We start from the raw sequence: 12,913 nt of genomic DNA on the forward strand, positions 1-12,913 counted from the left end.
TCAGCCGGCTCCCAGAAGCTCGGCCAGCCGGGTGCCGGCGAGCGCGTCGGGCTTCAGCATCAGCCACGACCCGTCGCGGAACACCACGGCGACGCGCGGCTCCTCCCGTCCCACCCGGTGCGGTGGGAGGGGCTCGCGCCGGACGCCGGCGAAGTCGTGGCGGGGGTACTCGGTCAGCGGGTAGAGCGGCGCCCGCCCGAACGGCCGCCCGAAGATCATGACGCGGTGGTCGGTGACGGCCGCGACGAACTCGGTCGAGTAGTCCTCCAGCCAGGACACCGCCGTGGTCAGCAGGACCAGGCGGCCCGCCGCGGACCGCCAGTCGAGCGGCGGCTCCCGGCCGGGGACGAGCCGCGCCATCACGCCGAACACGCCGTCCCAGAACACGTCGGAGACGACCTGGAGGGGTTCGGTGAAGTACAGCGCCTCACCGAACAGGTCGGGGCGGTTCGTCCCCGGCGCCGGGTACAGGACCGGGACGAGCCCGTGCGGCGGCGTCGGCGCCCCGCTGACATGCGCGCGGGCGGTGCCGAAGAGCCGCTCCCCCGGCCGGAGGAAGGCGGCGGCGCGCTGCGCGTCCTCGGTCTGCTGCTTCGTGCGGTGCCGTGCGATGTCCTCGGCCGTCACGCCCAGCAGTTTGCGAATGATTCCCACAAGCGAGGAATCCTGCCATCTGGCAGGCTTGTCAGGGCAACCCTGACGAACGGAGATCATGATGACCTACCCCGAGGACCCGTACTGCTCCTTCTGCGGCCGGCCCGGCAGCGAGGCCGGCAAGCTCGTCGACGGTCCGGGCGTGCGGATCTGCACCGACTGCGTCAAGCTCGCCTGGTCGATCGTCGACGAGTACACCGAGCGGCCCGCGGACGCCCCGCCGCCGCCCTGGACCGCGCTGGACGGCGAGCAGATGCTGGCGCGCCTCCCGCAGCTCGCGGCGGCCGTCGACCAGGCCGAGGCCGGCCTGCGCGCCTGGGTGCGCGAGCTGCGGCGGCGCGGAGCCACCTGGGAACAGATCGCGCAGGCGCTCGGGGTCACCCGCCGGTCGGCCTGGGAGCGGTTCTCCGAGGAGGAGTGAGCCCGTCAGAGCGGGGGCTCGTCGTCCGCCCAGGGCTGCTCGGCCTCGAGCTGGGCGGCCAGCGCGAGGAGGGTGGGCTCACCGCCGAGGCCGCCGACGAACTGGACGCCGAGCGGCAGCCCCTGCGGGGTGCGGTGCAGCGGCACCGACATCGCGGGGCGGCCGGTGATGTTGGCGAGCTGGGTGAACGGCACCGGCGCCAGGTTCGCGATCAGCGTGTCGTTCCAGAGCCGGGTCTTCGACAGCGGGCCGGTCAGCTTCAGCCGGAGCGTCACCGAGCCGAGCAGCCGCAGCAGAGCCGGGGTGTCCAGCGCGCCGATCCGCACCGGCGGGCCGGCGAGGGACGGGGTGAGGAGCAGGTCGTAGCGGTCGTGGAAGTCGGCCAGTGCGCGCGAGTACAGGTTCCAGCGGCTGTGCGCGGCGATGTAGCCGGGCGCCCTCAGGGCGCGGCCGGCGGCGGCGAGCAGGCGGGTGTCCAGCTCGAACCCCTCGTCCCCCGCGCCGGTCATGCGCTGGACCTCGGCGATGGTCGCGGCGGCCTCCGCGCCCCACATGGCGAGGAAGTCGCCGGCGAGCAGGCGGCCGTCGATGTCCGGCTCGGCGGCCTCCACGTCGTGGCCGAGCTTGCCGAGCAGCCCGGCCGCGTGCTCGACGGCCGCGACCGCCTCCGGGTGGACCTTGGTGTCGATGGGCGAGCGGGTCGTGAAGCCGATGCGCAGCCTGCCCGGGGCCCGGCCGGCCAGGTCCAGGTAGGACTCCGCGGGGCGTGCGGGCAGGTAGGGGCCGCCCTTGTCGGGGACGGCGGTCAGCACGTCGAGCATCGCCGCGGTGTCGCGCACGGTGCGGGAGACGACGCCGTCGGTCGCCGCGCCGTGGAAGTACTCGGCGAAGTTCGGCCCGCAGGGCACCAGGCCCCGCCCCGGCTTGAGCCCGAACAACCCGCAGCAGGCCGCGGGGATCCGGATCGAGCCGCCGCCGTCGTTGGCGCCCGCGACGGGCACGATCCCGGCGGCCACCGCCGCCGCGGACCCGCCGGAGGACCCGCCGGGGGTGTGGCGCGGGTCCCACGGGTTGCGGGTCGGCCCTGAGACCGCCGGCTCGGTGACGGCCTTGGTGCCGAACTCGGGGGTGTTGGTCTTGCCGAAGACGACCAGGCCGGCGTCGAGCCAGCGCCGCACGACCGCGCTGTGCGCGGGGGCGGCGTGCTCGCGCAGGGAGCGGGAACCGCTGCCGGTCGGCAGGCCCGCGTAGTCCTGCATCAGGTCCTTGATCAGGAACGGCACCCCGGCGAGCGGACCGGGCAGGGGGCCGGCGGCGCGCTCGCGGGCGATGTCGTACATGGGACGGACGATCGCGTTCAGGCGGCCGTTCACCCGCTCGGCGCGGGCGATCGCGGCCTCCAGGAGTTCCGCGGGCGACACCTCGCCGCGCGCGACCAGCCCGGCCAGGCCGACCGCGTCGAACCGCCGGTACTCGTGGTACTCCACTGCTCCTCCAACTAAACTAGAACCTCTAGTTTTAGGACGGTAGGCGGTCGCCGACCCGCGGCACAAGCCCCGGGTCCCGATCCGGGTGCCGGGCCCGCGGGCCTGGCACTCTGGTGGCCGACGCCCACGACCCAGGACTGGACCCGCCTTCGTGCCACGCCCCAAGCGACCCCTGATCACGCGCGACGCCATCATGCGCACCGCACTGCGCCTCGTGGACGAGCACGGCCCCGCCGCCCTGTCCACCAACCGGATCGCCGCCGAGCTGGGCGTGAAGGGGCCGTCCCTGTACAACCACGTCTCCGGCCGCGGCGAGATCATCGACGGGCTGCGCGAGCTCCTGACCGCCGACATGGACCTCGACGCGGCCGGCCTGCGCCCCTGGACCGCGGCCTGCGACCGGATGGCCCGCTCCTACCGCGCGTCCTTCGCGGCCCACCCGCGCGTCGTGCCGCTGCTGATCTCCCAGCCGATCCAGTCCCCGCTGGTGCTCGCGGCCTACGAGCGGGTGTTCGCGGTGCTACGCGAAGCGGGCTGGCCCGAGGACGACCTCATGCCGATGGTGCGGGCCATGGAGTACCTCGCCATCGGGTCGGTCCTCGATCTCGCCACGGGGACGCCCGAGGAGACCGAGCGGGCCTTCGACATCGGCTTGAGCGCCTTCATCGCCGGCCTGGAGCGGCAGCTGGCCGAGCGTCCGGGCTAGGTCGACGGAGCGGCTCACGGGGTGGGGATGCCCGCGGACGTGCGGGGTGGGCGCCCGAACCGGACCGGGACTCCCGGGGAGTACAGCACGCTCACGGGCTCGGCGGCCGGTGCGGGTAGCCCGGCCGCCGCCACGAGGCTCTCGTCGCACTCGAGGAGTTCGGCGTGGTGCAGGGGCCAGCGCGGGTGGCTGTTCGGCAGGTACATCGAACGTCCGAAGAACGCGTTGTGCAGGCCCCAGCGGGCGGTCAGGAAGTGCTCGAGTTCCGAAGGCTCCTCGACCGGCCCCGCGACCCGTACGGCGATCCGGCTGTGCGCGCCCGAAGGGCCGGGCCAGCGCCGGCGGCTGGTGTAGGTGACCGTGTCCCGTTCCCTGCGCACCTGCATCTTCGACCAGAGGTAGGGCAGGCGGAACGCCGTGCGGGCGATGGCGACGGGGATCAGGCGGGAGGCGTCCAGCGAACGGAACACCACGCCGCGCCGCCCCTGGTCGTCCACCGAGTAGAGGCGGACGTTGGTCTCGGGGAAGGACCCGAGATAGGGGACGCCGGGAAGGCCGAACCATCCCACCCGGTGCATCCGGAAGGCGACGAGCCCGACGTAGGTGGTCCCGTGCAGGGCGTCCGGACGTGTGCCGGGAGGCAGCAACGGCAGGACGTCGTCGGGATCGGCGGCCCAGTGGATGAAGGTCAGGTCCAGCCAGGACTGGGTGAGCAGTGCGCGGTATGCGGCGTGCGGCGGATCGGCCGAGATCGGTTCCGGGAGGGTGTTCAGGGGCGGCATCGCACCAGTATGGGCTGGAAAGGGCGGGGGCCGGACAGGCCGTGTTCCGGGTCGATCCTGTTCAGGAGCGGATGCGGGTCGGGGCCCGGGGACGGATAGGTCGGGTATTCCGTCACCGCCCCGAAGGGGATGAGGGGGCCGTCGATGTCGAGGAAGAGCAGCGGGGACTCGGGCACGGCCGCACGATAGGCGGTTTGGGGCCTATCGCGTTGTTTGGCGGGGGTGTATTCATGACGCGTGTCCACCCCGCTTCGCGGTCGCGCCGCCGAACTCGCGGCCGTCCGGCACCTGATCGAGGCCGGCCGCGGCGCCCTGACGTTCGCCGGGCCGTGCGGGATCGGCAAGTCCGCGCTGCTGGAGGCGGCCGCCGGGCTGGCCGCGGAGGCCGGGGCGCGGGTGCTGTGGCTGCGCGGCCATTCCGCCGAGGCGGCGGTCCCGTACGCGGGGCTGCACGCCCTTCTTCAGCCGCCGGCTTCGGCCCGGCCTGTCCTGGAGAGGCTGGAGAGCGGCGACGTCGGGCCCGCGCTGGCGTTGCCGGGGGCGGTTCTTGCCGCGCTGTCCGCCGATGCGCCGGTGGTGTGCTGTGTCGACGATGCCCACCTGGTCGACCCGGCCTCTTTGGACGTGCTGGGGTTCGTGGTCCGGCGGTCGGGCGCGGTCCTGGTCGCGGCTTCCGCCGAGGCGGGTGACACGCCGCTCGGCCCGCTGGACGGGGCGGCCGTCGCCGAGATCGTCGGCGATCTGCTGCCCGGGCCGGTGCCCTCGATGCTCCGGGACGGGATCGTCCGGGCGGCGCGGGGCAATCCGCTGGCCGTCGTCGAGCTCGTGGGGGCGCTGACGCCCGCGCAGCTGGCGGGGACCGACCCGCCGCCGGAGCATCCGCCGCGTCAGGGGCGGCTGTGGCGGGGCCTCGCCGCGGCGCTGGACGGCCTGAGCGAGCCGGTCCTGGACGCGCTTCTCCTGGCCGCCGCGGAGCCGGGGCTCATGGCGGGCGCGTTGCCGCCGGAGGGGCTGGAGGCCGCCGAGGCCGCCGGGTTCCTGGTCGTCGAGGACGGCCGGGCCGGGTTCCGGCAGCCGCTGCTCGGGCCGGTGGTCTACGAGCGCGCTCCCCTGGCCCGGCGGCGAAGGGCGCACCGGCTGCTCGCCGGGGTCTTCGACGACGCGGGCGACGTGCTGCGGCGGGCGTGGCACCGGGCCGCGGCACAGGACGCGCCGGGACCCGAGCTGGCCGAGGAGCTGGCCCAGGCGGCCGAGGCGGCCCGCCCGTACGTGCATCCGGCCGAACTGGTCCGGGTGCTGGCGCGGGCGGCCGAGCTGACCGGCGACCACCGGGTCCGGGCGGCCCGGCTGGTGGCCGCCGCGCGGGCCGCCTGGTCTGCCGGGCAGCCGCACCGCGCGCGTGTGCTGCTGGCGGGGTTCTGTCCGCCGGCCGCCGACGCGGGCGTCCAGGCGGGCGTCGGGCTGGTCCGCGGCAACCTGGCCCTGCGGGCCGGGCCGGCCGCGCTGGCCCGCGACGAGCTGCTGGCGGCCGCGCGGCTGATGGAACGCGACCGCGCGCAGGCCGTGCGCACGCTCATGCGGGCAGGCGAGGCGGGCTACCTGGCCGGCGACCACCGCCGCTATCTCGCCGCCGCCCGGGACGCCGCCGCGCTGCGCCGCGCCGACGACCCGGCGTCCCTGCAGCTGATGTTCGAGTACCTCGACGGCATGGCCGCCACCTTCCGCGGGCGGCACCGGGAGGCGGCCGGGCCGCTGCGCCGGGTGCTGGAGCTGGCCCCGGCCGCGGGCGGCCCCTCGGTGCTGGTGTGGGCGAGCGTGGCGGGGCAGTTCCTCGGCGAGGACGCGCGGGCGCTGCGGCTCGCCCGGCGCGCCCTCGGCATGGCCCGCGACCGCGGTGCGGCCGCGGCGGTCCCGCAGATCATCGAGTTCCTGGTGCACGCCCACTACTGGCTGGGCCGCTACGACGAGGCGGCCGAGAGCGCCGCCGAGGGGCTGCGGCTGGCCGAGGAGGCCGGCCAGCCGAACACCGCCGCCCTGCACCTGTCCTCGCTGGCGATGGTGTCGGCGATCCGCGGTGACGCCGAGTCCGCGCGGGCCCGCTCGCGGGCGGCGCTGCGGCTCGCCGCCGCCCACGGCGTCGGCATGGTCCAGGCGCGCGGCGCGTGGGCGCTCGCCTGCCTGGACCTGGCGGCGGGGCGGCACGCCCAGGCCGTCGCCGGGCTGCGCGCGACGGCGTGGACGGGACGCGGCCAGGGGCATCTGGTCGTCCAGGTGCTGGCCACCCCGCAGCTCGTCGAGGCCGCCGCCCGGGCCGGGACGGCCGAGGCGGCCGGGGCGCGCGAGGCGCTGGCGGTCTACGAGCGGTGGGCGGACAGCACGGGCAGTCCCGGCCGGCGGGCCCTGGCCGCCCGCTGCCGCGCCCTGCTGGCGTCGCCGGCCGAGTCCGCCGAGTTGTATCTGCACGCGCTCGACCTGCACCAGCAGGCCGAGTGCGACTTCGAGCGGGCCCGCACCCAGCTGCTTTTCGGCGGCACGCTGCGGCGCCTGCGCCGCCGCCGGGACTCGCGCGAGCACCTGCAGCAGGCGCTGGAGACCTTCGACCGGCTCGGCGCGCGGACCTGGGCGCAGCAGGCGCGGGCCGAGCTGCGCGCGGCGGGCGGGTCCGTCGGGACGGGCCCGGCGGACGCCGCCCGCGAGCTGACCCCGCAGCAGCTCCAGATCGCCCGGCTGGTCGCGGCGGGCGCGACCAACCGGGAGATCGCGGCGCGGCTCTATCTGAGCCACCGCACGGTCGAGCACCACCTCAGCAAGATCTTCGCCAGGCTGGAGGTCCGCTCCCGCGTCGAGCTGGCCCGGTTGTTCTGAGGTCAGGAGGCCAGGAAGTTCCGCACCGCCGTGAGGACCACCGGGTCGGTCAGGAAGGTCAGGTGGTTCTCACAGGCCAGGTAGTTGTTGGTGGCGCCGGACAGCCTGGTGCTGGTGTAGGGGTTGATGACGCCGTCGCAGGGCGAGTACCAGGTCGCGTACCCGGCCGTGCCGGGCGTCTCGTCGCCGGCCGCGGTGAGCTGGCCGATGAACGCCGACCCCGGCAGCATCTCCACGCACGAGGCGTAGATGAGGCAGGCTCCCGCCGCGGTCGTGCCGTGGTTGGCGCCGGCCAGCGACGCCACGTGCCGGACGCGGGCGTCGCCGCCGAGCTCGCTGACGTACCAGCGGGTGACCAGGCCGCCCATCGAGTGGTTGACGATGTCGACCTTGTCGCTGCCGGTGCGCGCCCGGACCTGGTCGACGTAGGTGGCGAGCTGGGCGGCGCTGGTCTTGTTGGAGGCCGCCCAGTTGTACTGGAAGGCGTACAGCTCGTCGCTGCTGTATCCGGCGCTGCGGAACGACGCGATCGCCGTCGTCCAGTTGGACGCGCTGCCGCTGAAGCCGTGGACGAACACCACCGGCGTGTGGGTCGTCGCGGCGGACGCCTGCGGCACCGGTGCCGCCAGGAACAGCGCCGCGATGAGCGCGGCGGCGAACCCGAGGATCTTGCGCATGTGAGCCTCCTGGGGGGTGGGAGTCCCCAGGAGTGTCACAACGGGAGGGCCGGTTTTATATCCGTGCTTTCACCCTCTTGTCCCGCTCAGCCGAGCGGGAGCCAGGTGATCCCCAGGCGGGCCGCGGCGGCGGACTCCGCCGGGGTCGGCGGAGTGCGGCCGGACGCCTTGGCGATGAGCTCGGCCTGGTCCCAGCCCAGTTCGGCGACGCGGTCCGCGCCGGAGGCGACGAGCAGGTCCGCGACGACGCCCGCGGCCGACGGCGCGGTCCACGGGGCCCGGTCCAGGGCGATCGCCAGGTCCAGGCCGTGCAGGGCGAGCTCGACGACGCGGGTCGCCATGAACTCGGTGAGCAGCATGCCGTCACCGTGCCGGGTGACGACGATCCGGTCCGGCGGCTGCGCCCGGACGGCCTCGCGGGTGCGGCGGCGGCAGTCGTCGAACGCCGCGGCCAGCTCGGCGGCCGTCCGATAGGCGGCCGCGTCCCGCCGCGTCGCCTCCACCCGCTCGGCGTTGCTCGCGGCGTCGAAGATCCCCGGGTTGAAGTACCCGGTCGCGTCCAGGGCCGGGGCGGGCGGCGGCGGGACGGCCAGGCCGCTGACGGGGCGCGCGGCCCCGTTGCGAACGTGCACCACCAGCTCGCGGACGGTCCACGGCGGGCAGGGGGTCGCCCGGTCCAGGTCGGCGTCGGCCAGGGTGTGCAGCACCCCGGCCAGCCGCTCCGCTTCGTCGTCGAAAGCGTCGAGGGGGCCGCTCGGCGGCGTTGATCTCTCCACGAAGGGAGCGTATCCCCCGGATCCGGGCATGGTTGAACCATGGACCTCGACGAGAGGATCGGCCGGCTCGCGGACGCGCTCGCCGCCGCCGGGCGGCTCGCCGACCCGCGCTGGCGGGACGCCCTGTTCGCCGTGCCGCGGCACCTGTTCGCGCCGGAGCGGGCCTGGGCCGTGCCGGACCGGCCGCGGGCCGAGGGCGTCGCCATCGACCGGGCCGCCGACCCGGCCACCTGGTGGGAGCTCGTCTACGCCGACGCGGCGATCGCCGTCCAGGTGGACGACGGGGCGGGCGACCCGGCGGCCGGGACCGGCGCGTGGACGAACTCGCTGTCGGCGCCGGGGATCGTGCTGCCGTTCCTGGAGGAGCTGCACGTGCTGCCCCACCAGCGGGTGCTGGAGATCGGCACCGGGACCGGGTGGACCGCCGGGCTGCTGGCCTGGCTGCTCGGGGACGGCGCCGTGACCTCGGTGGAGATCGACGAGGCGCTGGCCGGGCGCGCGGTGGCGAACCTGCGGGCGGCCGGCCTGGCGCCGCGGGTCGTCGCCGGGGACGGCGCCGCGGGGTTCGCCGAGGACGCCCCCTACGACCGGGTGCACGTGACCTGCGGCGTCGACCGGGTGCCGTTCTCGTGGGTGGAGCAGACCCGGCCCGGCGGCGTCATCGTGCTGCCCTGGTCGCCGGGGTGGGGGCTCGGGCACCTGGCGCGGCTGGTGGTGGGCGACGGGGTCGCGGTGGGGCGGCTGCTGGAACCCGCCGGGTTCATGATGCTGCGCTCCCAGCGGCGGCCGTTCGGAACGCCGGACGATCCCGGGGCGGCCGCCGGGTCGGCCACCCAGATCGATCCGAGGGTGCTGGCGGGTGACGCGCCAGGCGCGGAGGTGGCGATCAACGCGCTCGTCCCGGGCGTCCGGATGCAACTGGAGAGCGCGCCGGACGGATCGGTGCGGTTCTGGGCCGTGCTGGACGGTCCCGTGGTGGGTGGTACAGCCTGGGCCGCCGCGGACTTCTCCCCCGGGCTGCCGGAGTTCCGAGTGCGGCAAAGCGGGGAGCGCCGGCTGTGGGACGAGGTGGAGAACGCCTACCTGCGGTGGGTCGGCTGGGGCCAGCCGGCCCGGGACCGGTTCGGGTTGACGGTCGGGCCCGACGGGCAGCAGGTCTGGCTCGACCGGCCCGACTTCATTGTGCGGTGACCTTGCCGTCCCTGACGGTCACGCCCGCGTACGGTGCGCCGCCACCGCAGCCGGGGCCGTTGGGCTCCGACATCTTGGCGGTGGTCGCGACCTTCTGCCGCAGCAGCCGCTTACCGGCCTTGTCCTTGAGGGTGAGCGTGATGGCGATCGGCGCCTGGGGCAGGTCGCCGATCTGCGCCAGACCCGTCTTGCCACCGGTGGGGGTCATCTGCGCGCTGCAGACCTCGCCCTTGCAGGGCTGGGGGACGGAATCCGTCGACGGGAGCAGCTCGACCTCGGAGGCGCGGCAGGTCGTACCCCAGCAGACCTGCATGGCGGCCGTGGCGACCCTGGCCGCGTAGGGCGGCTCGATCCCCACGTTGACACCGCGCACGCCGGCCATCATGGTGCACTGCCGCCCCGCCTCGAAGGCCGTGCTCCCGCAGGCCGTGAGGGCGGCGAGACAGGCCGCCACCGCGAAGACTCGCATATTCGGACCATAGCGAGAAAACAGCTCCACCGACGCGAAAAGCCCCGGCCTTGGGGGGCCGGGGCGTTCGGTTCGCGGATCAGGTCTGGGCCTGGAACATCCAGTGCTGCTTCTCCAGCTCGGCCGTGATGCCGATGAGCAGGTCCTGGGAGACCGGGTCCGGCTCGTCGGTGGCGGCGATGCGCTCCCGGAACCGGCCGATGATCTGCGCGAGCAGATCGGTCACCGCGGCCACGACCTTGTCGTCGGCCAGATAGCCGGCCTCCAGCTGCGGCAGCTCGGACCGGTCGGCGACCGTGCGGGCGCGGCCGTCGGGGTTCACGCCGATGGCGATGGCGCGCTCGGCCACCTCGTCCATCGACTGGCGGGCCAGGTCCACGACCTCGTCCAGATGCTCGTGCACGACCTTGAAGTTGCGGCCGGTGAGGTTCCAGTGCGCCTGCTTGGCCAGCAGCGAGAGGTCGACCAGGTCGACCAGCGCCCCCTGCAGCGCCGTGCCGGCGGCCTTCTGGGCGGCCTCGTCGAGCGGGCTCTTGATCGTCGCCATGTCGGGGCTCCTTCCGCGCTGTGTCCGTTCGTTCCGTTACAACACGCAAGCGTCCCCGTTACTGCCCCGGATACGCGTGAGGCCGCCCACACCTCCCGTGGGGCGGCCACCGCATCGGACCCGGTCAGGCGGCCACCATGTCGGCGCGGAACTCGCCGGTGATCTCCTCGGGTGTGGCCGGAATGCTCTCGGACGTGATGCGCTCGTGCTCGGGCGGCGCGCCCGCCATGACGGGCTCGTGCTGCAGCTCGGCGAGCGCCAGGGCGTCCGACACCTCACGAAGGACGTGGGACAGCGGCACCCCGAGCGCCTTGCAGATCGAAGCGAGCAGCTCCGACGACGCTTCCTTCTGCCCTCGTTCGACCTCGGAGAGGTAGCCGAGGGAAACCCGTGCCGCCGCGGAGACCTCGCGGAGGGTGCGTCCCTGGCGCAGCCGCAGCTGCCGCAGTACGTCACCGAGCAGCTGGCGAAGCAGGACCATCGTCTCGCTCCCTCCCTCAGTTCGGACCATCTGCCGCTTCCACCGTACCCGCCCGGGCGGTGGCCGTGGCAGACCGTCGATTTCGTGTTCGCTCGGAACGTAACGCTGTAATCAGCCCTACTCTTCCCGATCTTCTTGAGCGTGCTGCGTTCCCGGCTGTCCGTCAAGTCCGAGCAGAGCACGTCGTAGCTGCTCAAGTGCGTGCACCACGGTCATCTGGCGGATCACCCCGCGCATCTCCGGACCGGTCCCGTTCACCGCGAGTTGCGGATCGGTCACGATCGGCTCACCATCGGGTCCGGCCAGCCCGATATAAACGGTGCCGACCGGTTCGCCGTCCTGCGGCTCGGGGCCCGCGACACCGGTCACCGCGATGCCGTAGGTGGTGCCGAGCAGGCCGCGGACGCCGGCCGCCATCGCCGCCGCCACGTCGGGGTGGACGGCGCCGTGCTCCTCCAGCAGCTCGGCGGGCACGCCGAGGAGCCGGTGCTTCTGCTCGGTCGCGTAGGTCACCACGCCGCCGGCGTAGGTGACCGAGGAGCCCGGCGCCCGGGTCAGCTCCGCGCCGATGAGGCCGCCCGTCAGCGACTCGGCGGTCGCGACGGTGGCGTCCCGGTCGATCAGCAGCCGGTGCACCACGGTGGCCAGGTCGTCGTCGCCGGCGCCGTAGACGGCGTCGCCGAGCAGCTCGCGGGCCTTGGCCTCGGCCTCGTCGACGCGCCCCTCGGGCGCGGTGATGCGGACGCTCACGGTGCCGGGGTCGGGCAGGTAGGCCAGCCGCACGCCGTCCATGGCCTCCACGGGCGCCAGCGCGGTCGCGATGACCGACTCCCACACGCACGCCGTGCGCAGCGTCCGGCGGACGAGGCGGAGCGGCCCGGCGAGCTCGGGCAGCACCACCTCCTCCATGATGGCGCGCATCTCGTAGGGGACGCCGGGCAGCGCGTAGGCCACGCCGCCGGGCAGCTCGACCCGCAGTCCCGGCGCGCTGCCCGCGGAGTTGTCCAGCACCCGCGCGCCCTCGGGGACCTCGGCCATCCGCAGGGCCATCGGCTTCAGCTCCCGCCCGGACCTGTCGGCGCGCTCGCGCAGCCGCTTCTCCAGGGCCGGGTCGCGGACGAGGGCGGCGCCCGCCGCCTTGGCGAGCGCGTCGCGGGTGAGGTCGTCGTAGGTGGGGCCGAGGCCGCCGGTGGTGATGACGGCGTCGGCGCGGCCGAGGGCCGCCTCGACCGCCTCCACGATGACGTCCAGTTCGTCGCCGACGACGACACTGCGGGTGACGTCCACGCCGTGGTCGGCCAGCCGCCGGCCGAGCCAGGCGGCGTTGCCGTTGACCGTGTCGCCGATGAGCAGTTCGTCCCCGATGGTGAGCAGTTCGACCCGCATCACGTCCGCCTCCCGTTCGTCGTGCCTGCCAGACGGAATGCCTGCCTGACGAATTTACCGGGGACGGACGCGATGCTCCTGCTGGTGGGCCGGTGCGGCGGGCTCACTGCGGTCGATCGTCGCCTACAGCAGCGTCCGGCCTCCGCGCAGTGTGTCCGAGGTCGGGTGCAGTCTCGGCCTGCGCGCGGGCCGGCAGCGCCCCGCCGACCCGATGAGGCCGGACTCGGGCCACTGAGAAGCGCGAAGCGACCGGTCCGCAGAGCGCATAAAGCCTTTCAGCCTGCTCTCTGGAAAAGAGTTGTCCTATAGCAACCGATGAGGGGATCACTCGACGATGGACAGGGACGCTCGGGAACACAGCGAAAGCGCACATCACCGAGAATCCACAGGTACTCGCCCTAGGGCCGTGACCGCAGACCGGGTTGGTAGTGCTGCCGCATGACCAGCGGCACCACTTCGCTATAGCGTTCG

13 protein-coding genes are annotated in these 12,913 nt (G+C 74.4%); 4 read left to right on the forward strand and 9 right to left on the reverse strand.

Annotation, left to right across the window (positions count from 1 at the left end; genetic code table 11):
• Window positions 1-627, reverse strand: a complete 627-nt coding sequence (locus tag ACRB68_RS04195) for a hypothetical protein (RefSeq protein WP_153530902.1) — start codon at window positions 625-627, stop codon at window positions 1-3.
• Window positions 628-712: 85 nt separating this feature from the next.
• Here ACRB68_RS04195 and ACRB68_RS04200 point away from each other — a divergent pair, with 85 nt between their 5' ends.
• Complete coding sequence (locus tag ACRB68_RS04200) at window positions 713-1,075, forward strand: ClpX C4-type zinc finger protein (protein WP_194293183.1); 363 nt, start codon at window positions 713-715, stop codon at window positions 1,073-1,075.
• A gap of 5 nt (window positions 1,076-1,080) precedes the next feature.
• On the opposite strand, the gene ACRB68_RS04205 is transcribed toward ACRB68_RS04200, so the two are convergent.
• Complete coding sequence (locus ACRB68_RS04205) at window positions 1,081-2,562, reverse strand: amidase (protein ID WP_328593732.1); 1,482 nt, start codon at window positions 2,560-2,562, stop codon at window positions 1,081-1,083.
• A gap of 193 nt (window positions 2,563-2,755) precedes the next feature.
• Here ACRB68_RS04205 and ACRB68_RS04210 point away from each other — a divergent pair, with 193 nt between their 5' ends.
• A complete protein-coding gene (locus ACRB68_RS04210; RefSeq protein WP_153530903.1) occupies window positions 2,756-3,268 on the forward strand; it encodes a TetR/AcrR family transcriptional regulator in 513 nt (170 codons plus the stop codon).
• A 14-nt stretch (window positions 3,269-3,282) separates the two neighbouring features.
• On the opposite strand, the gene ACRB68_RS04215 is transcribed toward ACRB68_RS04210, so the two are convergent.
• The gene (locus ACRB68_RS04215) at window positions 3,283-4,050 is read right to left on the reverse strand and encodes a YqjF family protein (protein WP_153530904.1); all 768 of its coding nucleotides are present in this window, start codon (window positions 4,048-4,050) and stop codon (window positions 3,283-3,285) included.
• A 237-nt stretch (window positions 4,051-4,287) separates the two neighbouring features.
• Here ACRB68_RS04215 and ACRB68_RS42360 point away from each other — a divergent pair, with 237 nt between their 5' ends.
• Window positions 4,288-6,915 carry a LuxR C-terminal-related transcriptional regulator gene (locus ACRB68_RS42360; protein WP_328593733.1) on the forward strand — a complete coding sequence of 876 codons (2,628 nt, stop codon included), beginning with the start codon at window positions 4,288-4,290 and terminating at the stop codon, window positions 6,913-6,915.
• A 2-nt stretch (window positions 6,916-6,917) separates the two neighbouring features.
• Here ACRB68_RS42360 and ACRB68_RS04225 read toward each other — a convergent pair whose 3' ends face one another.
• Both ACRB68_RS04225 and ACRB68_RS04230 read right to left on the reverse strand, forming a co-directional pair.
• A complete protein-coding gene (locus ACRB68_RS04225) occupies window positions 6,918-7,592 on the reverse strand; it encodes an esterase/lipase family protein (protein ID WP_153530905.1) in 675 nt (224 codons plus the stop codon).
• 86 nt (window positions 7,593-7,678) lie between these two features.
• Window positions 7,679-8,368 (reverse strand): maleylpyruvate isomerase N-terminal domain-containing protein, encoded by a 690-nt coding sequence (locus tag ACRB68_RS04230; protein ID WP_207709567.1) that lies wholly within the window; start codon window positions 8,366-8,368, stop codon window positions 7,679-7,681.
• A gap of 39 nt (window positions 8,369-8,407) precedes the next feature.
• Between ACRB68_RS04230 and ACRB68_RS04235 the strand changes: the two genes are divergently transcribed.
• Window positions 8,408-9,559 (forward strand): methyltransferase domain-containing protein, encoded by a 1,152-nt coding sequence (locus ACRB68_RS04235; RefSeq protein WP_153530907.1) that lies wholly within the window; start codon window positions 8,408-8,410, stop codon window positions 9,557-9,559.
• Here the strand turns inward: ACRB68_RS04235 and ACRB68_RS04240 are convergent.
• From ACRB68_RS04240 to ACRB68_RS04255, 4 genes are all read right to left on the reverse strand, one after another.
• Window positions 9,546-10,028: a hypothetical protein gene (locus ACRB68_RS04240; protein WP_153530908.1), complete on the reverse strand. Its 483-nt coding sequence runs from the start codon at window positions 10,026-10,028 to the stop codon at window positions 9,546-9,548. The two genes, ACRB68_RS04235 and ACRB68_RS04240, sit on opposite strands and share 14 nt — an antisense overlap.
• Before the next feature lie 79 nt (window positions 10,029-10,107).
• Window positions 10,108-10,575 (reverse strand): Dps family protein, encoded by a 468-nt coding sequence (locus ACRB68_RS04245; RefSeq protein ID WP_153530909.1) that lies wholly within the window; start codon window positions 10,573-10,575, stop codon window positions 10,108-10,110.
• Between the two features lie 124 nt (window positions 10,576-10,699).
• A complete protein-coding gene (locus ACRB68_RS04250) occupies window positions 10,700-11,056 on the reverse strand; it encodes a helix-turn-helix domain-containing protein (protein ID WP_153530910.1) in 357 nt (118 codons plus the stop codon).
• Between the two features lie 117 nt (window positions 11,057-11,173).
• Window positions 11,174-12,442, reverse strand: coding sequence for a CinA family nicotinamide mononucleotide deamidase-related protein (locus ACRB68_RS04255; protein WP_153532267.1), 1,269 nt, complete (start codon window positions 12,440-12,442; stop codon window positions 11,174-11,176).
• Window positions 12,443-12,913 lie beyond the last annotated feature (471 nt).

Origin of the sequence: Actinomadura macrotermitis (assembly GCF_009604375.1) — a bacterium.
Lineage (GTDB): Bacteria > Actinomycetota > Actinomycetes > Streptosporangiales > Streptosporangiaceae > Spirillospora > Spirillospora macrotermitis.